This is a genomic window from Klebsiella sp. X1-16S-Nf21, from assembly GCF_002837615.1.
In the GTDB taxonomy this organism is placed as follows: Bacteria; Pseudomonadota; Gammaproteobacteria; order Enterobacterales; family Enterobacteriaceae; genus Klebsiella; species Klebsiella variicola.
The window spans coordinates 44,197-65,329 of record NZ_PJDK01000029.1; the positions used below are offsets into that span (position 1 = coordinate 44,197).

A 21,133-nucleotide genomic window follows, 5' to 3' on the forward strand; every position below is an offset into this window, starting at 1 on the left:
ATAAAAAGTGGCTCTGATCAACGCGAACTCTAAAGGTGTCTATGTTATTGGCGTAACGCCGTTCGAGGATAATGGTGCGATTGATTTTGAAAGTCTCGATCGTGTTGTCGACTTCTATTACGAGAAAGGTGCTGATGGTCTGACCATCCTCGGAATGATGGGCGAAGCGCCGAAACTGACACAGGCTGAGTCGGTTGAAGTGACGCGTCGTGTGCTGCGCCGTTCCGGTCAAAAGCCCGTAGTGGTCGGTGTTTCTGCTCCAGGTCTCGCTGCTCTTGGAGAGCTATCTAAAATAGTTATGGACCTTGGCGCTGCGGGTGTCATGGTGGCTCCTCCATCCATCCTGCGGACCGATGAGCAGGTCACTAATTACTACCGAAATGTGGTTGAAACCCTTGGGCCTGATGTTCCGGTGGTGTTGCAAGATTTCCCGCTTGCAACAAGCGTTCAGATTTCTTCGAAAACACTCAATGCGATCTTCGAGGCGCACCCGAGCATAGTAATGTTGAAGCACGAAGACTGGCCTGGCCTGCAGAAGGTTACCGATCTTCGACTCGCGGAGGCACAAGGTCGCCGGCGAATCTCAATCCTGTGCGGAAATGCGGGTATTTTCCTACCTGAAGAGATGCAGCGTGGCGCAGACGGTGCGATGACTGGCTTTGCCTTCCCAGAAATGATGGTTAATGTTGTACGTCTCAGTGAGGAGGGCAAATTCTCCGAAGCCCATGACGTATTTGATGCGTATCTCCCGCTGATGCGTTATGAACAACAGCCTGGTTTGGGGTTGGCAGTCAGAAAGTATGTGCTACAAAAACGGGGTGCAATAGCGTCCTCATCCCAGCGCCGCCCAGGCTTAACCTTGAGTGATACTGCGAAGCGCGAAGTAGACCGTCTTTTGGAAAGGCAGGAGAAAAATTTGTCGCTGCTCCGCTAGTAACCATGCAGTGCCTGCACTTATAAGGGGCGGGCACTGTATTTTTAAGTGTTTCTCATAGGCGTTGTATATCAGTTGACCTGCTCCCCGTTGATTAATACACCGCGATGTTAGTAATGTCTTCATATAACCATGACCCCGAATATGATCCAGCCATAATCAGGAATAACCGGCTTCATGTTGGCTGCATATTCTGGCAACCGGCAGACTTCTCAGCGAATTCGGATGGCGTCATCCAGCCCAGTGCAGAATGGGGACGCCTCTGATTATAGTGTATGCGCCAGGCCTCGATTTTGCACCGTGCATCCTCCAGAGACATGAACCAGTTCTCGTTCAGGCACTCCTGGCGTAACCTGCCATTGAATGACTCCACTGTGGCATTGTCCGTTGGTGTTCCCGGCCGGGAAAAATCAATACGGATCCTCCGTTCATACACCCATTTATCCAGCATTTTTCCTGCAAATTCAGAGCCGTTATCGGTTTTCAGCAACTGTGGTAAGGGACGTCTGAGCGCAATGGTGTTCAGCATCTCAGCGACCTCCGTTGAGCGCAGATTCTGGCCCACGCAGATCCCCAGACATTCGCGGGTGTACAGATCAATCACCGTCAACAGACGCAACCGGCGGCCGTCAAACAGCGCATCAGAGACAAAATCCATGCCCCAGACATGGTTCGGATACAGCCCCTGAGGCTGTGGCTGGCGGCGTAGTGCTGATTTGTTGCGATGCGGTCTTTTGAGACGCAGGGACAGTCCCTGTTCACGGTAAAGACGGTAAATGCGTTTATGGTTATCCTGCCAGCCCTCCCGCCTGAGCAGGATATGAACCCGCCGGTATCCGTAATGCACGCGGGTTTCCGTAATCTCACGGATACGCAGGTGCAGCGCACTGTCATCGGCCGCCACGGAGCGATAGCGAAACGAGCTGCGACTGACCCGCAGCGCAAAACAGACCTGCCTTTCGCTGGCCCCGTAACGCACCTGCAGGTCCCGGACCCATTCGCGCAGCCGTGCCAGCGTCAGGTCTTTTTTGCCAGTACGTCCTGCAGCATCGCCTTGTCGAGGCTCAGATCGGCCACCAGTTTCTTCAGCCGCAGGTTTTCCTCTTCCAGCTGGCGCATGTGCTTCAACTCAGAGGGCGAAATACCACCGTATTTCTTGCGCCACGTATAGAACGTGGCATCAGAAATACCCAGCTTACGGCAGACCTCCGGCACGGACGTCCCCAGTTCAGCCTGCTTCAGGGCAAAAACAATCTGCTCTTCGGTGAATCGTGATTTTTTCATCGGCACCACCTCCGTTCAGGGAGTGTAGATCATGCCGGCATTCTGTTTCTGAATGGCGCAGGATTTTGGGTCAGGGTCAAGTGGGCTTTGAGATCATTTGAAAATCAATAAATTTTCATCGCCATCCATCTTGACGAAAGGCGTTGTTCTGCAGTTTAATAAGATATACTACGTAATACATCACAAACTTCATTCACAACATCTACCTTCACCAGCCTTGGGTGAAGGCTAAGAACAACATAGAGCGCGGGAGTAATAGATGAACAAATATCTTATTAGTAAGATCAAGGCAGTTTGTGTAACCCTTGCAGTTGTTACTCAATTGTCTTCCCCTGCGGCCTATGCGGCAGACTTGGTAGTGGGGGCTAACGTTGGTTACGTCCCATTTGAATTTCAAAATGCAACTGGTGAGATTGTTGGTTTTGAAGTTGACCTAGTGCGTGAGGTTGCCAAGCGCCTAAATCGTAATCTTGAAGTTGTGAATATCCCGTTCAATGGATTGTTCTCGGCGGTTCAATCAAAACGAATTGATATTGCTATTTCAGGCATTACCATTACTGAGAAAAGGCTCGCTTCAGTGAGCTTCGCACAGCCATACTTTGATAGCGATCAGTCATTGTCCGTCTTGGCTACCAGTCAAATTAAGACTGTAAATGATTTGAATGGCAAGGCTGTAGGTGTTGATACGGGTACAACTGGTGATGTTTGGGCTACGGCCAATCAAACGACGTATAAAATTGCTGACATCCGCCGTTATGAAGGTCTGCAGCTGGCTATGCTTGATCTTGCTGCTGGTAGAATCGATGGCTATGTCGCTGACATTCCAGCGCTACAATACTATGTAAAGGATAAGCCCCAGTTTAAAGTCGTGGATCGTATCCCTACTGGCGAAAAGTATTCCATGATGTTTGCCAAAGATGCGCCTTTAGCCAAGGAAGTCAATGACGTCATCACCGTGTTGAAGCAAGAAGGCTATATTGCTAAGTTGCACCAGACCTGGTTCGGCACGTTGCCTGCTGAAAGTAGTTCAACATCTAAAGTCGAAGCAATGCCGATGGTTGGCCAGTTGTCTAGCGCTCAATAACGTTCCAGATTGCTCAAAGAAGTCGGTGCTTAATGATGGACATCATAACAAATTTCTTCAATGTATCAGTTCTTCATCAGTCCCTGCCGCTTTTGCTGCCGGGTTTGTGGACGACCTTAAAGCTTGGTGTTGTAGGGATTGTTGCTGGCCTAGTGGGGGGGTTGTTGGTCGCTTTGATGCGTCTATACGGTAATCCGCTGACGAAATTTTTTGCGCGAATGTACATTGATATATTCCGGTCGATTCCACTGCTTGTGTTGATGATCGTTATTTATTATGCGCTACCATTCGTGGGTGTACGGCTATCTCCCTTCATGTCTGCTATCACAGCGTTTACTTTGGTTTCTACAGCTTATACCGCGGAAATTTTCCGTGCTGGCATCGAAGCAATTCCTCGTGGGCAGTTTGAAGCTTCTGCAGCATTGGGGCTGTCATATCGTCATATGATGGGCGAGATTATTTTGCCGCAAGCTGTGAAAATTGTTGTTCCGGCACTGACCAACAACTGCATCAATGTAATGAAAGATACATCGCTTGCTTCGGTCGTGGCCATGCCTGACCTTCTCAAACAAGCGACACAGGCTCAGGCGTTAATGGCTAATCCTACTCCACTGATTGGCGCTGCAGTCATATACATAGCATTACTGCTGCCGATGGTTACCATCGTGGCGCGTTTGGAGAAGCGATACAAAATTGGAGCGCGGGGGCGTGAATAATATCATTTCAATAAAAAATCTTAGAAAAGCCTACGGTGACGTACATGTCTTGCATGGTATCGATCTTGAGGTGAGTGAAGGCGAAGTTATTTGCGTCATCGGGCCTTCCGGGTCTGGTAAGTCCACGCTTATCCGTTGCATCAATCAGCTAGAAGCCTTCTCTCCGGAAAGTACTATTCAAGTAGAAGGAATCCAGGTTAAAGCCGGTAAAAATCTCTCTAAAGTACGCGCTGAAGTAGGGATGGTGTTTCAAGGGTTCAATTTATTTCCACATCTAAGTGTCTTGAAGAACATTATGATCGCACCGATGCGGGTGCGAGGTTTGTCAGCTGTTAAGGCTGAAGAATCTGCTTTGTCGCTTTTGGAGCGCGTAGGGTTGCATGCGCATGCGTTAAAGTACCCTGAGCAACTGTCCGGGGGGCAACAACAGCGAGTCGCAATTGCGCGAGCCTTGGCGATGGAGCCGAAGGTAATGCTATTTGATGAGCCAACTTCAGCGCTAGACCCTGAGATGGTGGGGGAAGTGTTGGAAGTAATGCGCACGCTTGCCCAGACTGGGGTCACAATGATCATTGTCACTCATGAAATGGGCTTCGCCAGGCAGGTAGCGGATAGAGTCATATTTATGGATGGCGGTCGAATTGTAGAAATGGGAGCTCCCAACGAAATTTTTGACACTCCGAAAGAAGAGCGAACCCGTAACTTCTTGCGCGCTGTTCTTGATCACTGAAGTCAATGCGAGGGCCTGACGTGAGCCAACTTCTATCAATTGATATGCCGTATGTGCGATCAAACTTTCCGGCCCTCGACTCCCCATGGGTATACCTTGACAACGCTGGAGGAACTCAGGTACTCAAAGGCGTCGTCGATAAGCTAACGGACTACCTTTACAATCACAACGTCCAGCTTGGTGGCACTTACGAGATTTCGCAATTAGCAACTGCTGCGGTGGCGCAAGGACGAGCCTCCATTCAAAGTCTGGTGGGGGCCGATTACCCTGAAGAAATTATTTTCGGCAGCTCATCGACTGTGCTATTGCGAAACTTGGCAGAGGCGATGAAAACCAGTTTTAGACCAGGGGACGAAATCATTGTCACCAATTTGGACCATGAATCCAACATAGGTCCTTGGCTTGCGCTGGAAAAGCGAGGTGTTAAGGTTAGATTTTGGAGTGTCAGTGAAGAGAGCTTGACCCTGGATATAGATGATTTGAGGGCCTTGGTTAACCGGTACACGAAATTGGTGTGCGTTACGCATGCTTCCAATGTGCTGGGGTCCGTGATGCCTTTAGATGATATAGTTTCAATCGTGAAGAGTGTTGGTGCAAAAGTCTGTGTTGATGGTGTTGCGTTTGCACCTCACCGATTAGTTGATGTAAAAGCGTTTGATGTCGATTTCTATGTCTTTAGCTTGTACAAAGTTTTTGGGCTTCATGGTGCGGTGCTCTATGGTCGTCGTGATTTGCTTCTAGAACTTGATTCGATAAATCATTATTTTTATGGTAAATCAGATCTTCCTGCCAAATTGGAGCCAGGTAACCTGAATTACGAGATTGCAAGCTCTAGCTCTGAGATTGTAAATTATTTGGTGGGGCTTGGTCGACGCTCGGGAAGTTATTTTTCAGTTCGGGAATCTTTAGGCGCTGCTTTTGCCATCATGGCAAGGCATGAATCTGAGCTTTGCGATCTTCTATTGAGATACTTGAGTTCACGTTCGGATTGCTTTGTGATTGGCAAGGCGCTCCTGAATGATGAAAAACGCTTGCCAATAATCAGTTTCAAGTTGGAAGGCATCAATAGTGCGGACTTCTGCCGAGCTGTTGATGCGTCAAAGATTGGAATCCGCTGCGGTGATTTTCATGCTAGTAGACTCTGTGAGGCGCTACGAGTTCACGAGCACGGAGGAGCCGTGCGTGTTTCCCTTGCGCATTACAACACTGTTGCCGATGTCGAGGCGTTGATAAAAGCATGCGAATGCGTAGCTCCTGTCAGACTCGGCTAGTAAATTTTCATGTTGGATATTACTTAGGTAAAAATAATTATGATTTCCAGCAGAAGCCAACTCGCAAGGCCGAGGGTATCTTCTCGTCTCTCAGCGATTCAACCGTCTCCTACTATTGCTATGGGACGCTTGGCTAGCGATCTTGCCGCTCAGGGGCGTGATATTATCGCTCTATCCCAGGGTGAACCGGATTTTGACACGCCGGCGCATGTCTGTGCGGCAGGTATTGCAGCAATCGAGTCCGGCCAAACTCGTTATACTAATGTTGATGGCACGCCTGCATTGAAGCAGGCGATCATTGACAAATTTAAGCGCGAAAATGGCCTTTCGTATTTGCCTGCGGAAATTAGTGTGGGCACGGGCGGTAAGCAGGTAATCTATAATGCCTTGCTCGCCACGCTTGAAGCTGGCGATGAAGTGATCATTCCAGCACCGTACTGGGTTTCGTATCCAGATATGGTGCGCCTCGCAGGTGGTTCTCCAGTAATTGTAGCATGCCCTGAGTCTGATAATTTTCTGCTGACTGCAGACAACCTGCGTGCCTCCATTACTTCTCGCACTAAGATGCTACTGCTGAATTCCCCAAGTAATCCTACTGGTGCAGGGTATTCGGCAGAGCAACTAAAGAGTCTTGCCAGTGTTTTGTTGGATTATCCAGATGTCTTAGTGTTGACTGATGATATGTATGAGCATCTCAGATTCGACGACTGGCAGTTTTCCACAATGGCTGCGGTTGAGCCGCGATTGAAAGACCGAGTGCTTACCTGTAATGGCGTATCGAAAGCCTATTCAATGACAGGATGGCGAATCGGTTATGCTGGTGGCCCTGAAGACATCATCAAGGCAATGTCAGTGCTGCAGTCCCAGAGTACCTCTAACCCGTGCTCTGTCAGTCAAGCAGCAGCGGTGGCAGCTTTGAGTGGCTCGCTAGACTTTCTTCAAGAGCGTAATCAGGTTTTTCAGGATCGGCGCGATTACTGTGTCGAGCAGTTGAATCAAATTCCGGGGCTCTCTTGCCGTAAGCCAAATGGTGCCTTCTATCTTTTCCCTTCGTGCGCAGGCTTTATTGGTATGACGCGCCCGGATGGGAAACTCATTGAAAGCGATACGGATTTTGTGATGTGGCTTATCGAAGATGCTGGAGTTGTAACGGTGCCCGGTAGCGCCTTCGGTCTTTCATCTTATTTCCGTATTTCTTTCGCCGTGTCGGACCAAAAGCTAGAAGCTGCGTGTGCTAGGATCAAAGTCGCTTGTGAAAAGCTCTCATAAAGAGTGTTGTTAACTTACTTATACGTCGGAGATTAATATAATGGATTTAGGTGTCAGTTCAAAGGTTGCATTGGTTCTCGGTGCTGGTGGGGGGCTGGGAGGTGCAATTGCGCGCGCACTCGCTGCCGAAGGCGTTAAAGTCGCACTGGGAGACATCAACCTTGAGTCTGCAGAAAAAACAGCGAAGTCGATTCGCGATGCCGGTGGCCAGGCTTTGTCGTTAGCGTGGGATTTGGGTGACTTGAGCCAGATCGATCCCAATGTCGCAAAAATCGAAGAAACGTTTGGACCGGTCGACATCTTGGTCAACAACACTGGTGGACCAAAGCCGAGCACAGTTAGTGGGCAAAGTCCGGAACTGTGGCGGCAGAGCTTTGAATCGATGGTAATGTCGGTAATCTCGCTGACCGACCGAGTGCTTCCAGGCATGCGGGAGCGGGGTTGGGGACGGATTATTACTTCCACGTCCTCGGGCGTAGTAGCGCCTATTCCGAACCTTGGTTTGTCTAACGCTTTGCGGACGTCCCTCGTAGGGTGGTCTAAAACTCTGGCGCGTGAGGTTGGCCAGTATGGGATCACTGCCAACATTGTACTGCCAGGTCGTATCGCCACCCCTCGAATTACTTTCTTGGACGAACAGAAAGCTCAGCGTGAAGGGCGCAGTGTTGAGGCGGTGGCAGATGAGAGTGTTGGCGCCATCCCGGTTGGCCGATACGGGGAGCCAAGTGAATACGGTGATACTGTAGCATTCTTAGCCAGTAGCCGTGCCAGCTACATTACCGGTAGCGTAATCCGTGTCGATGGCGGCCTTATCGCCAGTATCTAGTTCTTGGCGGAGGAGCGATATGAACCAGTCTTTTGACGATGATGGAAAGCTGGTAGCAGCTCTATCAGCGGTTACGACCGCATCACTCACGTCAGTGCTCTTTAAAAAAGGTCTCCGTAATGTCTGGGTGTGCCGTGCACGCCCCCTCGACGTCGGCCAGCAGCGAGTTGTTGGGCGTGCTTTTACAATGCGATTTATTCCTGGTCGAGAAGACCTTGCTGACCCGCGCAATTGGAACCCAGCTCAGTCGACACGTACTGCCATCGAGGAGATGCCTGATGGGTGCATTGCGGTTGTAGACGCGATGGGGGTGTCGGATGTAGGCATTCTCGGTGACATTCTCTGTGCGCGTATGCGTAAACGCGTAATTGCAGGTTTGTTAACTGATGGTGTGATTCGAGACGTCGCTGGCGTTAGAGCTACAGAGCTCCCAGTTTGGTGCAATGGAGTTGCAGCGCCGGCGCCATCGGGCGGACTCACATATGTAAGTTCTCAGGAGCCGATTGCTTGCGGCGGGGTTGCAGTTTTTCCCGGTGATATGATTGTTATGGATGAAGACGGAGCTGTACTGATTCCATGCGGCATGGTGGAAGAGGTAACCGCACTCGCTGTCGAGCAAGAGCGCTTAGAGTCATGGGTGATGGAGCAGGTGGCTTCAGGTTTGCCGTTACCTGGGTAATATCCTCCAAATGCCGAACATGCAGCACGCTACCAAGACAGCGGCTTAAGGACGCAGAACTGCTGGCATCAACAGGCAGCACAGGCGACTCATACGACAACGCAATGGCAGAGAGCATCAACGGTCTTTATAAAGCGGAGGTGATACACCGTAAGAGCTGGAAAAACCGCGCCGAAGTAGAGCTTGCAACGCTGGCAAGAAATACTGGGCTTACAAAATTTAGTTTTTCTGATTGAAGCTTTGTATTCTATCCAGCTTTATATATAAGGGATAATGGTAGTGCCGAAAAACAGACGTTAAACTCCATAATTGTAATAGAGCTAAGAACATAATCAATCTCGTCCAGCAATTCAGCCAGTGTGTAACACCAGATATAGTCCTTTCTGTATGAAGTGATCCAGAATGATGACCACCAGTCGTTAATCAGCAGGTAAATATCATTCGTTGTAAGTCCTTGTACATGGATATCGTTTCGCCACTCCTCTAACCAGCGTTTATGTTGACCAGGAAGACAGAAAGACAGGTAAAGTCCGGATTTTGAAACGTTATGTAAGCATCCCGGTAAAGCGGACCATTCACATTTAGAGATCTTCCTGCATACTGATTATGTTCCTGGAGGAGATCGCCATGCGCAAAGCCCGATTCACCGAACACCAGATCATCGCCGTTCTGAAGTCCGTCGAAGCCGGACGCACCGTCAAAGATGTGTGCCGCGAAGCCGGGATTTCTGAGGCCTCGTACTACAACTGGAAAGCGAAGTTCGGCGGTATGGAAGCCTCTGATATCAAAAAGATGAAGGACCTCGAAGATGAAAACCGCCGGTTGAAACTGATGTTTGCGGACCTGAGCCTCGAGTGCCGCGCATTGAAAGACGTTAGAAAAAAGCTATAAAACCAGCGATAAAGCGTGAGCTGGTCAGCTATCTGACCGCGCAGTTTGCCATGAGCTTATGTCAGGCATGCAGGATATTGTCGCTGAGCAGGACGGTATTTCGTTATCAGCCGGATACGCAACGTGATGAGCCAGTCATTATGGCGCTGACCGTGGCGGCTGAACGCTATCCGCGATACGGATTTAAAAAGCTTTTTCAGGTGCTGCGCAGGCAGGGCAAAAGCTGGAACCATAAGCGCGTTCACCGGATTTACTGCCTGCTGAAACTGAATTTTCGCCGTAAGGGAAAACAGCGCCTGCCAGTGCGCAATCCGGTTCCGCTGGTGACGCCAGAGGCGATGAACCAGAACTGGTCCATCGATTTTATGCACGATGCGCTGGTGTGCGGCAGACGCTTCCGGACCTTCAACGTGGTGGATCATTTTAACCGCGAAGCACTGGCGATCGAAATTGACCTGAATATCCCGGCGCAGCGGGTCGTGAGAGTGCTGGACAGGATCGTGGCAAACCGCGGATATCCGCTAAAGATGCGGATGGATAACGGTCCGGAACTGGTCTCGCTGACGCTGGCACAATGGGCAGAAGAGCATGGTGTGATGCTGGAGTTTATCAGGCCCGGCAAGCCAACGCAGAATGCCTTTATCGAACGGTTCAACCGGACATACAGAACAGAAATACTGGATTTTTATCTGTTCAGAATACTGAATGAAGCACGGGAAATTACAGAGCGCTGGCTGGCTGAATATAACGGCGAGCGCCCCCACGAATCCCTGAATAACCTGACGCCGGAAGAATACCGGCTGATGGCTGAAACCCCGGAATTCTCAAAAAGTGCGTGGAACTAAAACGGGTGCGCTTACAATATGGTCACTGATAACAACACAGTCGATCTGCTGTCGCATGTAAGCCTGCTGCCATTCCCGGGGGGGAAGTCAGGTACTTTGTAGTCATCTGAGACCGGGGTATGGTTATGAAAATCAGATTAAAACAAGCTTGATCCTACCTCCATTGTTTCTTTTTCATGTGATGCCTGAGGCCATCCCACGATAGAAGCATTCTCTTGGTAATTCAGAAATATTTCGTCATATATTCTCAGGTTGTAGGCTTCCTCTTCGTACTCAGACTGTAAATCCGCTGAAAAAGCGTGATGTACGCTGGCACACATCTCTGCCGGGATATCTGGTGTAAATCGGAAAGATGGCCTTCCGAAAATACCTTTTTTCGGATCTCTGGTGAAGTAGTAAGGAGTTTATGCTGAATAATAATCATCATTGATGATAAAAATGAATTAATGCTAATCAAGAAAAAATAATGAATTATAATTGTATTTTTAGCATCAATACAGCATATCAGCCCAGTTCTTTCTTACTGGCCAGATTCAGTTAACTACACGTGATTGTCCGGTCAGGAGGTGACGGGATCTGCATTTATAGTATGAACCTCGGTGGGTTATTCAGAACTGCTTTGGCAGGGAATTACCAGGATTATGAATCAACTTCTCCGGCAATTGAGCAAAAGTCCGTTTTCTTAAACAAAAACGGTTCACCTCAATATGTAAGGATGAAACAAAGAAAAGAAATAATAAGCGCTCTATCGATCTCCTCTCTTTGGTTTAACAGGCACATCCTCATTGGTTTTGTCTAATTTACATTAAACAGCACTGATTTACATTTTGATACAAAAATTGCATTTATATTCTCTTTATTGCTGATAAATTTACATGACTTTACACTAAAAGGCATTTTTCGTGAAGATTATAATGAAGTACATATTATGGACATTATTAATAGTGACAATCGGTGCTATTGCTATTTATTCCTACCATACATACCACTTCAAAAAAGCCAGCAGAGATATTTTATATCAACTATCGAATCAGATTATTGTGAAGCAAGGGCTTAACGAAAAATTGTCCACTCATCTTGTATTTGATACGTTGTATGTGGATGGGAATATTTCTAAAAACGATGACAAAGTACTATCAGAAATAATAGCAAATAGCCTGATTCCTGTCCGTACGATATCAATTAACAGTGGTGGTGGCGATATTGAAACAGCAATTAATATCGGTCGTATTATTTATGATAGGGGAATTAGCATTGAAGTGAGACGACTTTGTCTTTCTTCCTGTGCTAACTATCTTTTCCCTGCAGCAAGAAATAAAATTATTAATTATGGTTCAATCATTGGTTTTCATGGCTCGCCCAATTCAGATGACAGTAAGTTAATTACTACGGTTGATGGGGCAAGAACGTCGGATCCGGCTATAACAGATAAAATTTTCTCCGAAATAAGAAAAACCGATAAATTATTCTATAACAAAATAAATGTGTCATGGATGATGCCACTTTGTGGGCAAAAAGAAAATATTGGCGATCCAGACACAGGCCTGTCTACGTACAACGAGAAGGATTTTGCGCAATTTGGCGTAAAAAACATTTCATACACGGATGGTGAAATGATATGGAAAAAGTCTATGGATATTATGGGTATACCTTTTGCTCACTATTGCAAGGAAAAATAATTATGCGTGAACTGAATGAAAATGAATTAAGCCATGTAAGTGGCGCGGGTATGTGGGGTTCTATCGGTAATGCTATCGGTGGGATGTTTGGCGGGGGCAGCGCAGGTTGTAATGGTAGCTATTCTCATACCAGCACAACCAACAAAGATGGTTCCCACTCTGAAAGTACCTCTTTCAGCGGCGGTTGTTCGGTCAACGTCGGTGGCAAAAGTGGTGGTGGTTCGAAAGGTAATAGCGGTTCTAACCATGGTGGGGGCCACAACACCGACCATGGGAGACACTAATAATTAACATGACAATATAGAGCCATATAGCTAATAGCCGCTTATCTGTAGCGGCTATGTCTTTACCCAAAGGAGGCCAGATTTGTTTCGCAAGGAAGCCATTGAATATCAAAAGAAACGATGGGAAGGTAAAGCTATTCTTCTTCCTGGTATTCCATTTGTGTATATTATTTTTCTCAGCATCTTTTTTATTAGCGCGGTTACTGTTTTCCTTGCAAAAGGAACATATACCCGGCGAGTTGTTGTTCATGGTGAGATTACCACCTTTCCCGGCCCGATTAATATTTATGCACCTACACAGGGAACGGTTGTGCAGAAATATATCTCTGAAGGAGACCACGTAAAAAAAGGTGACAAACTATTTCTCATCCATTCGGGTATATCCACTCAGTCAGGTTTCGTGGATGAGAACAAGAAAAAGGATATTGACCTGCAAATTAAAAGCATTAGTACAATGATGCTTGATTTAAAGTCGACAAAACAAAACATGCTTAATTCACTTACGGTGCAGAAACAACATTATCAGTCCAGTTTTAATACCTCTTCCGGACTTCTTGCTCAGGCGCAGATGGAACTGAACCAGATAGCAAAAAACGTTTCGGATTACCGCTCCTATCAAAAAAAGGGACTGGTTACTAAAGATCAAATGAGCAGCCAAAATGCCCTTCTTTATCAACAACAGAGTAATATCTCCGACCTGGTCGCCAGAAAAAACCAGGATCAGATCCAGATCGATATTCTTAACCACCAGTTCCAGTCACAATCATCCGACTATGACCATCAAATTTATCAGCTTGAGCAACAAAAATATGAGCTGGAAAAAGAAAAGCTGAATACTGAAGCTGAGGGAAACTATGTTATAGAAGCAACAACCGATGGTTCTGTCGATTCCATAAATACTGAACGAGGAAAAATGCTAATTTCAGGAGATATATTGGTGCGTATTCAACAACGTACAAATTCTCCTTTTTATATCGAAACCTGGGTTTCAGATCAGGAGTTACCTTATCTGGCAGTTGGCCAAAGAGTTCATGTCAGTTATGATGCTTTCCCTTATCAGAAATTTGGTCTGTTCAGAGCTAAAATCGCGGAAATATCAAGGCTACCTGTTCCGAAAGCGGAATTGCAGTCGAAGCTGACTATCGCGAACGAATTCTATGACGACAAAAAATCTTGGTACAAGATCATTATAAAACCAGACCAACAGTCTGTGCAGGTTTATGGCAAATCACTTGATCTCGGAGCTGGCATGAAAGCGCGAATAACACTTTTTCTGGAAGAAAAAAGTGTCTATGAATGGATATTATCTCCATTTTATGAAATGAAAATGAGCGTAACGGATGCGGATAATGAATAGCAAATACCGACCAGAAATGCTGATGCATAAACTTGATCTGACGTTATTTAAACGCGTCCCCGTGGTCTTTCAAACCGAGGCATCCGAGTGCGGACTAGCCTGTTTATCTATGGTATGTAGTTTTTATGGTAAGCAGGTTGATTTACTACAACTCAGGCAGCAATTTAATTTATCGGCACGTGGAGTTAACCTGAAGTCTTTGAAGGCGATTGCAAGTGAACTTGGCATGTCCTCGCGCGCTTTGTCCGTGGATCTTCAGGACCTGCACGACATTCGCAAGCCCTGTATCCTGCACTGGGATTTTAATCATTTCGTCGTTTTGATAAAAGCTGATAAGAACAACGTTGTGATCCACGACCCTGCACTCGGAAAACGGGTGGTTAGCATGCCGGAGATGTCCAGACACTTCACCGGTGTAATGCTTGAAATATGGCCAGGAGTCAGCTTTACAGGTGAAACAAGTAAGAATGAGTTAAAAACCTCAGCCTTATTGAAAAATATTAATGGTCTTGCATCTTCTTTGGGAAAAATATTTTTCTTATCGCTAGTCATTGAGTTTATCAGTCTCTTACTGCCCGTGGGAACACAATTAGTCACTGATAATGTCATTGCCTCCGGGGATTACGGTTTACTGAATGTCATCTGTCTTGGTCTGTTTATTCTTATTCTGTTACGCCTAACTGTCAGTATTATACGCTCATGGAGCACGTTGATATTAGAAACATCCATCAATGTCCAATGGAGTTTCAGTCTCTTTTCTCACCTGATTAAACTTCCTATAACCTATTTCGAAAGACGCAAACTAGGTGATATTAATTCTCGTTTTCACTCCCTCGACATTATCCGCGCCACCTTTACTACAGGACTAACAGGCAGCATCATCGATACAATTATGGTTACAGGATTACTGGTGATGATGTTATTATACAATCTGCAACTCAGCCTGATTGTGGTTTCTTTTACAGCCCTGTATACATTTATCCGATTTACTACCTACCGATATTATCGTCAGCTTTCTGAAGAAGAATTAATCAAAGAGGCACGTCTTGACTCCTATTTTATGGAAACCCTGTACGGCATTGCGACAATCAAGATCCAGGGTATGACTGACCTGAGAATAGATAACTGGTTTAACCTATTTTCGGATAAGATCAATACCGGCATTCGTCTGACACGAATGGATCTTTTCTTTGGTGGTGTGGTCTCGTTTATCGCCGCTTGCGATCAAACTGTTATTCTCTGGATAAGTGGCAGGTTGATGGTTGATAACCACTTAACTATCGGTATGTTTATCGCGTTTAATACCTTCAGAAGTCAGTACTATGACCGTATTAACACTCTGATCAACTTTATCATTCAAACAAAAATCATCAGCTTACACAATGAACGTATCGCAGATATTGCCCTGCAGGAGACTGCGTCTTCAAGGGCAACGAGTCCTCTGATTTTGCCGCAAGGTGCATTAACACTGGAAACCCATGATTTAGCATACCGCTATGATAACCACGCTGATGATATCTTCAGAAAACTAAATCTGAACATTCACGCGGGAGAGAGCATAGCTATTACCGGTGTATCTGGTGCAGGTAAGAGCACGCTGATGAAAGTGCTGTGTGGGTTATTTGAACCCACTAAAGGCTGCGTCAGAATAAATGGAGTAGATATTAAACAACTCGGTTTCGATCATTACTCCGAACGCATCGCCTGCATCATGCAGGAAGACAAATTATTTTCAGGTTCAATTAAAGAAAATATTACTGGTTTCCGAACTGATATTGATGAACAGTGGATGATAGAATGTGCCACCGCCAGTCATATACATGATGATATTATGAAACTACCCATGTGTTATGAAACACTAATTGGTGAACTGGGCGAAGGTTTATCCGGCGGTCAAAAGCAGCGGCTTTATATCGCCAGAGCTTTATACCGCAGGCCAGGGATTTTGTTTATGGATGAAGCTACCAGCCACCTTGATAAAAAAAGTGAAAGCCAGGTAAATCAGTCCATAAAAGCAATGAACATCACCAGGATTATTATTGCTCACCGTGAAACGACCATTTCATCGGCAGACCGTGTATTTTCTCTGGATCTGGAATGCTCACCGTAATAGCCATATGTTAGTGGCGCATTTTTCATTTAATGGAGTTATCACTCGAATGTCGGTAACACGGAAGATGACTATTTCAAAACCCTGCATTACCCCAGTTCCGGCTCTTACTTTTTTCGGATCTCAGTTGGAATGAAGAAGGATTTGTGCTGATAATGCAACATTAATTATGGATTTTAAACATAATAGCATTAATGCATAATTGACATTAATAATTTAAACATTTGCATAATTATCAATAAAAGAGTGAGACTCTTATTTCCCATGTAAATTATATGTGCTTGTATAGAGCGAGGCGGTTTTTAACTTACGGTAATAAGAATAAAATGTACCGACTCTTCCGGGGTACTGAAGTGTTCAGGTTTACGACAGAGCCCTGCGCGTTTTGCATGAAAAAATTAAAGGACTGAACATGGCGACCACAGTAATAGCTGCCTTTAACGAATTTATGAAAGATACCGTGAATCTCGAAAAGGCAGACACCGATGACGCGCGTGCAAGTCGCGACTGGCTAATCAGTAAGATTAATGATTTTGAAAATGATGAGGTTTTTCCGGTGAGTTATCCCGGGATCCACATTGCTTTCGGTTCGTTCGCAAGAAGAACCAAAATTCGTCCGCTTGATGATATCGATCTGATGTTTGGCTTAACCGGGCAAGGTGCCACCTATACCATCCTGAGTGACCGGGTAACTGTAACCTCCTCCGGAGAGGGTTCACGTCTGCATCGTTACCGACATTCCGGGGCAGACACCGTCTGCTCCGTCAGAATTCTGAATGCCTTTAAAAGCCGTCTGCAGGATATTGCCTAGTATGCCCAGGCTGATATCAGGCGTAACCAGGAAGCCGTCACGCTTAAGCTGGTCAGTAAGGACTGGAATTTCGATATCGTGCCCTGCTTTATTACCAGTGAAGATGCCTATGGTAAAACGTATTATCTGATCCCAGACGGGAACGGACACTGGAAATTTACTGATCCCCGAATTGACAGAGACAGAGTCAAGGCTATCAACGTTAAGAATAACGGTAATGTTCTCAACGTTATCCGGGCTGTCAAATACTGGCAGCGGCGTTCGACAATGCCGTCCATGAGCTCCTACCTGCTGGAGACGCTAATTCTGGACTATTACGCCGGCAGGACCTCCTGCTTATCGTTTGTCGATATGGAGCTGGAAGCGCTTTTCCGCCATCTTGGTCTTTTCGTACAGTTCTCCGTTAACGATCCCAAAGGCATACAGGGAGATATCAACTCTCTTTCTGCCGAGGCTCGTAAGGCGATATCGGACAGATGTTATCTCGATGCGCAGAAGGCATCGGAGGCGAGACAGTTTGAAAATAATAAAGAGTATGAAAAATCTATCAATAAATGGCGCGACGTGTTCGGGCCATCCTTTCCTGTTTACGGGTGAACCATGAATGCCATTTACACGAACCAGTCGACCAGAGAAAACCTGGATTTACTGTATGCGCAGGCCCGTGTGTACGACAGGGTAAAAAACTGGAACAAGCTCAATTTTCTCTTCAGCATCATCGTGCCTCTCCTGCTTTCGCTGGTTACCGTATACAACCGAAGCCGGGGATTTGTCGATTCAGTGCTGTTGTCTTCACTGTTGGGATTGTATGGACTTCTGGTGCTTACCTTTAACATTGCCATCAGTGGATACATATCGGCACTGCGCAGGAAGGCAGCCTCAATCCAGGAAATGTACGACTGCCGGGTACTTGGCATCCGGCGCAATGAACTGAAGGTGGAGGAGATCTCACGGGATGAAATCATCCGGGCAGCTGAATATTTCAGAAACAATCCGGAAAAAGCACGAAAGCGATTTGGTGAAGAGGGATGGTATGTCAGTAAGGTGTATGACGCGCCGCAGGCCGTCATGGCGCTCCTGTGCCACGGAAAAAACCTCGGCTGGGACAAATCGCTCAGGGAGGTGCTGCACGTGTTTTATCTTTCAGCATTCATTGTCTCGCCTGTCGCGATGCTTGTTTACGGCATCGCCATGAAATCTGGGCTGAATGAGATCCTTTTCTATGTAGTGTTCACATTGCCGGTCATCCGCTATTTCTTGCTTCAGTTTCTGGATAATCGCAGCAGTATGAAAAGAAGCGAGAAGCTGAAAAAATACATTGAGAAGGAATTATCCGGCATCCGGGTTTCCGGACGAGCTGAAGAAGAGAAACTGGGTTATACGCTCCGGAATATCCAGGATGAGATGTTCGCTTACCGGGCCTCATGTCCGCCCGTTCCCAACGGTATTCAGCTGATAATGAAGCCTAAAAATGAGCGAATTTATGTTGATTACTTTGAAACGAATCTGAAGGAGCTGCACCTTCAGGAGTAATCCCTCCTTAGCTCCGGTATAGGATTTACGTATGCCGGAGGGTTCTGTCGCATTAATGGCAAAGGGGCGGCAGAAGTTGCACTGACTGTTTTTCAGGCAGCCAACAGATAAAATTGTTCTGCCGGTGACAATCCATCACCTTGCAGATGCTGATACTGCCCTTTGCGTATCATGTGGATTAACTCAATACCTGCCAGCAGGGTCTGTGCACGGCGAAATGATTTGAATCCCAGCATCTGACGTATCCTGCGTTTGATATTGCGGTGGTCCTGCTCAATCAGGTTATTCAGATACTTGCTTTGCCTGATGGTAATGGCTTCTTTCTCAGGGTTGTCGGCATTGAGCGTGGCCAGAGCAGCAGTATTCGCGCCGCTTTTATCTATCGTCACCACTTCAGGCTCGCCGTGGTTACGGATAGCTTTGCGGAAGAAGCGCAGCGCTGCTGCCGCATCCCGTCTGGCGGTAAGCAAAAAGTCGATGCTCTGGCCGTCGGTATCCACTGCGCGGTACAGATACTTCCACTGACCTTTGATTCTGATGTAGGTTTCATCCATACGCCATCGCCGACCGACTGTGCGCTTATGTCGGCGAAAGACCTCATCCAGCAACGGCACCAGGCGGATAACCCAGCGATGGAGAGTGGAATGATCAACGACAATACCGCGCTCAGTCATCATTTCCTCCAGATTACGCAGGCTCAGGGCATAAGCCAGGTACCAGCGAACACACTGGGCAATAATATCGACGGGATAATGCAGCCGCCTGAAGGCATTTCGGATCAAAGGCATGATCAGGTAACATCGTAAAAAAATAGCATGTTACCCCACGATCCCTTAATGCGACAGAACCATTAAGGACGTCCGTTGTAGCCGTCCCAGTATGAAGATATCCCGGCGTCCAGAAGGATCTGACGCTGCTTTTCGGGATTATCCGCATCATACTCCTGGCTGAGGAATCTTGATTTTTGCCCACCGGATAAGACCTCAGGATGGCTGAAGCTTTCCACTCGCTGCCGGGCCTGGTCAGGAGTCAGTCCATCGGACCTGTCTTTTTTACCCTGGTCGTAGAGTTCCTGCATCATGGGTTTCAGGGAATTAATACTGTCTGCCCTTAACATGCGGGTATTCGGATCGAAATGAATCCGGTTAATAGCGGATACGGCACGGCTGGCGTTACGCTCGACGCTGGTCTGTGTACCGGAGCAGGCGGCCAGAAGTAACGGCAGAATGAGAGTGAGTGATCTGATAGAAGCCATGAAGCGTCCCTGTCTTTAAATTAACCCCATAATAGATATCATTAACGGCCTGGTAAACGGCTGAAACATCCCGATGATGATAGGGCAAAATGAGCGAAAATTGCGTACCCTTCGCGTGAACACATGAGAAGACCAGACTTGCCAGCCCGCGTTTAACGGTAAATCTTCCACCATTGACGACGACTTTCAGCAATCCCTGCCAGACCCTTTACCGGAGTTCAGCGAGAATTTTTTCCGGAGAAACACTACCAAGAAATGTATGGACAGACGGCTCCAGCACAACCATCGCAGGTGTGGCGGTAACTCCCAGCCGGTCAGCGAGTTCAGACTGTTTAATCACCAGATTTTTACATTTTTCTGAACTGTCGTTGCCTGGCAAAAAACCGGCCATCGCATTCTGAAGACTTTTCTGGCGATCGGATGCACACCATACTCTCCCCATATCTTCTATGACAGAGTCTTTGATGGATGACGGTACCATAGTCACAAATGACATAGTGAGTCCTGCATCCGTGTACTTTTTGACATTTTTTACAACATAGCTGCAATAAACACACTGATTTTCAATAAAAACCAACAGTTTATGTTTTTCAGCTTTTGCCTGGAAAGTCACGGGCTCCAGTTCAGTTAAGGAGCGGGATATATCTTCGTAGGCCATCTGTGGCGTTACGTCTGAAGCCTGAACCGCTGAAGCTCCGCTGCTGAAGCTGGCAAAAGTAAAAATACCTGCGGTTAATGCTTTTATACAAAAGTGCATGATTTCCTTTCCCTCACCCCTGATGACTGTCAGGTTATTGACGTCTGATTCATATCACAGATAACGCTTTTTTATCGACAGGAAAAGAAAATTATTTCAGGGACACATCATTTCAGTGGCTACAGCCAGTTTTCCGTAATAGCAACAGTCTCCTCCCGTTCTTTATAAGGAAAGACGGCGACGTCCAGCTACGACAGGTCGCCTCACGACTCCGGATGAATTTTTTGCGGTTCATGAGAATCAAAGTTAACAACGGACTGACAGCTACTGGTCTGAACAGTAGCGCCCTTACAGGGCGAGCGTCATCGCTTCGCGATTCCGAGGGTTTGCATGCCATGAGCCCCGTTTTATACTCTGCGGCATGTATATTCCACGTCCCGCAAAGTTGCTTTTCACCGTCGATGACGGCTGGAATACGTTCCTCGAAAAATTCGGCGACAGCGTCACTCCCTGGACCCGCCTCTGCGTTGAGCGCATGCTCGCCTGCGGTACCGCCATCATGGGCGTGCGTCGTTACTGCTGCGCATCGGCCAACTGCACCCATTCCCGCTTCTTCTGCCAGAGCTGTAAGTCAAAAGCCTGCAGCGCCTGCGGCTTCAAAGCTACGGAGCAGTGGGTGTCGCAGCAGAGTCATATCCTTCCCGACTGCGACTGGCAGCACATCACCTTCACGATGCCCCACCTGCTGTGGCCCTTCTTCAACAACAACTGGCCACTCCTCAACGCCCTGTTCCGCGCTGCCACCCGCGCCATGCTCCGGTGGGCCCGTAAACAGGGCGTGGAGGTCGGTATCTTCTGCGCGCTGCACACCTACGGTC

Annotated in this window: 20 protein-coding genes and 2 pseudogenes; 18 read left to right on the forward strand and 4 right to left on the reverse strand. The window is 47.1% G+C overall.

Going from position 1 to position 21,133, the window contains the following annotated elements:
• Positions 1 to 7: 7 nt before the first annotated feature.
• Positions 8 to 934, forward strand: a complete 927-nt coding sequence (locus tag CW267_RS14975) for a dihydrodipicolinate synthase family protein (protein ID WP_100781733.1) — start codon at positions 8 to 10, stop codon at positions 932 to 934.
• Positions 935 to 1,109: 175 nt separating this feature from the next.
• Here CW267_RS14975 and CW267_RS14980 read toward each other — a convergent pair.
• Positions 1,110 to 2,218, reverse strand: a protein-coding gene (locus CW267_RS14980) for an IS3 family transposase (protein WP_413773653.1) whose coding sequence is annotated in 2 segments (ribosomal slippage) — positions 1,110 to 1,963 and positions 1,963 to 2,218 — 1,110 coding nt in all. Because the reading frame shifts where the segments join, the coding sequence is not laid out codon by codon here.
• 259 nt (positions 2,219 to 2,477) lie between these two features.
• Here CW267_RS14980 and CW267_RS14985 point away from each other — a divergent pair.
• From CW267_RS14985 to CW267_RS15055, 16 genes and pseudogenes are all read left to right on the forward strand, one after another.
• Entirely contained in the window at positions 2,478 to 3,302 is an 825-nt protein-coding gene (locus CW267_RS14985; RefSeq protein WP_100781734.1) for a transporter substrate-binding domain-containing protein, read from the forward strand.
• 32 nt (positions 3,303 to 3,334) lie between these two features.
• Complete coding sequence (locus tag CW267_RS14990) at positions 3,335 to 4,018, forward strand: amino acid ABC transporter permease (RefSeq protein WP_206053248.1); 684 nt, start codon at positions 3,335 to 3,337, stop codon at positions 4,016 to 4,018.
• A gap of 1 nt (position 4,019) precedes the next feature.
• Entirely contained in the window at positions 4,020 to 4,748 is a 729-nt protein-coding gene (locus tag CW267_RS14995; RefSeq protein ID WP_206053250.1) for an amino acid ABC transporter ATP-binding protein, read from the forward strand.
• A gap of 20 nt (positions 4,749 to 4,768) precedes the next feature.
• Positions 4,769 to 6,019, forward strand: coding sequence for a cysteine desulfurase-like protein (locus tag CW267_RS15000; RefSeq protein ID WP_206053249.1), 1,251 nt, complete (start codon positions 4,769 to 4,771; stop codon positions 6,017 to 6,019).
• A 120-nt stretch (positions 6,020 to 6,139) separates the two neighbouring features.
• Positions 6,140 to 7,288, forward strand: a complete 1,149-nt coding sequence (locus tag CW267_RS15005; RefSeq protein ID WP_227521861.1) for a pyridoxal phosphate-dependent aminotransferase — start codon at positions 6,140 to 6,142, stop codon at positions 7,286 to 7,288.
• A 40-nt stretch (positions 7,289 to 7,328) separates the two neighbouring features.
• On the forward strand, positions 7,329 to 8,114 hold the full coding sequence (locus CW267_RS15010; RefSeq protein ID WP_100781736.1) for an SDR family oxidoreductase: 786 nt from the start codon (positions 7,329 to 7,331) through the stop codon (positions 8,112 to 8,114).
• Positions 8,115 to 8,133: 19 nt separating this feature from the next.
• Positions 8,134 to 8,793: a ribonuclease activity regulator RraA gene (locus CW267_RS15015; RefSeq protein WP_100781737.1), complete on the forward strand. Its 660-nt coding sequence runs from the start codon at positions 8,134 to 8,136 to the stop codon at positions 8,791 to 8,793.
• A gap of 38 nt (positions 8,794 to 8,831) precedes the next feature.
• Positions 8,832 to 8,987: pseudogene (locus CW267_RS15020) on the forward strand (IS3 family transposase); the annotation flags it as partial.
• 433 nt (positions 8,988 to 9,420) lie between these two features.
• Positions 9,421 to 10,529: pseudogene (locus tag CW267_RS15030) on the forward strand (IS3 family transposase).
• Between the two features lie 914 nt (positions 10,530 to 11,443).
• Positions 11,444 to 12,208: a hypothetical protein gene (locus CW267_RS15035; protein WP_133124656.1), complete on the forward strand. Its 765-nt coding sequence runs from the start codon at positions 11,444 to 11,446 to the stop codon at positions 12,206 to 12,208.
• 2 nt (positions 12,209 to 12,210) lie between these two features.
• A complete protein-coding gene (locus tag CW267_RS30075; RefSeq protein WP_123797895.1) occupies positions 12,211 to 12,492 on the forward strand; it encodes a hypothetical protein in 282 nt (93 codons plus the stop codon).
• Between the two features lie 82 nt (positions 12,493 to 12,574).
• Positions 12,575 to 13,849 (forward strand): HlyD family secretion protein, encoded by a 1,275-nt coding sequence (locus CW267_RS15040; RefSeq protein WP_049117673.1) that lies wholly within the window; start codon positions 12,575 to 12,577, stop codon positions 13,847 to 13,849.
• A complete protein-coding gene (locus tag CW267_RS15045) occupies positions 13,842 to 15,959 on the forward strand; it encodes a peptidase domain-containing ABC transporter (protein WP_100781755.1) in 2,118 nt (705 codons plus the stop codon). Before CW267_RS15040 ends, CW267_RS15045 begins: the two co-directional genes overlap by 8 nt.
• Before the next feature lie 412 nt (positions 15,960 to 16,371).
• A complete protein-coding gene (locus CW267_RS31335; RefSeq protein WP_227521856.1) occupies positions 16,372 to 16,770 on the forward strand; it encodes a hypothetical protein in 399 nt (132 codons plus the stop codon).
• Positions 16,771 to 16,848: 78 nt separating this feature from the next.
• The gene (locus CW267_RS31340) at positions 16,849 to 17,367 is read left to right on the forward strand and encodes a hypothetical protein (RefSeq protein ID WP_227521857.1); all 519 of its coding nucleotides are present in this window, start codon (positions 16,849 to 16,851) and stop codon (positions 17,365 to 17,367) included.
• A gap of 3 nt (positions 17,368 to 17,370) precedes the next feature.
• Positions 17,371 to 18,303, forward strand: coding sequence for an S-4TM family putative pore-forming effector (locus CW267_RS15055; RefSeq protein ID WP_100781752.1), 933 nt, complete (start codon positions 17,371 to 17,373; stop codon positions 18,301 to 18,303).
• A gap of 92 nt (positions 18,304 to 18,395) precedes the next feature.
• On the opposite strand, the gene CW267_RS15060 is transcribed toward CW267_RS15055, so the two are convergent.
• The 3 genes from CW267_RS15060 to CW267_RS15070 all read right to left on the reverse strand — a co-directional run bounded on the left by CW267_RS15060 (position 18,396) and on the right by CW267_RS15070 (position 20,315).
• Entirely contained in the window at positions 18,396 to 19,091 is a 696-nt protein-coding gene (locus CW267_RS15060) for an IS6 family transposase (protein ID WP_072124328.1), read from the reverse strand.
• A 62-nt stretch (positions 19,092 to 19,153) separates the two neighbouring features.
• Complete coding sequence (locus CW267_RS15065) at positions 19,154 to 19,558, reverse strand: Exc2 family lipoprotein (protein WP_100781753.1); 405 nt, start codon at positions 19,556 to 19,558, stop codon at positions 19,154 to 19,156.
• A gap of 208 nt (positions 19,559 to 19,766) precedes the next feature.
• Positions 19,767 to 20,315, reverse strand: a complete 549-nt coding sequence (locus CW267_RS15070; RefSeq protein ID WP_100781754.1) for a thioredoxin fold domain-containing protein — start codon at positions 20,313 to 20,315, stop codon at positions 19,767 to 19,769.
• 361 nt (positions 20,316 to 20,676) lie between these two features.
• On the opposite strand from CW267_RS15070, the gene CW267_RS15075 reads away from it, so the two are divergent.
• Positions 20,677 to 21,133 (forward strand): transposase zinc-binding domain-containing protein (locus tag CW267_RS15075; protein WP_206054896.1); only part of this gene is annotated, 457 nt, incomplete at its 3' end.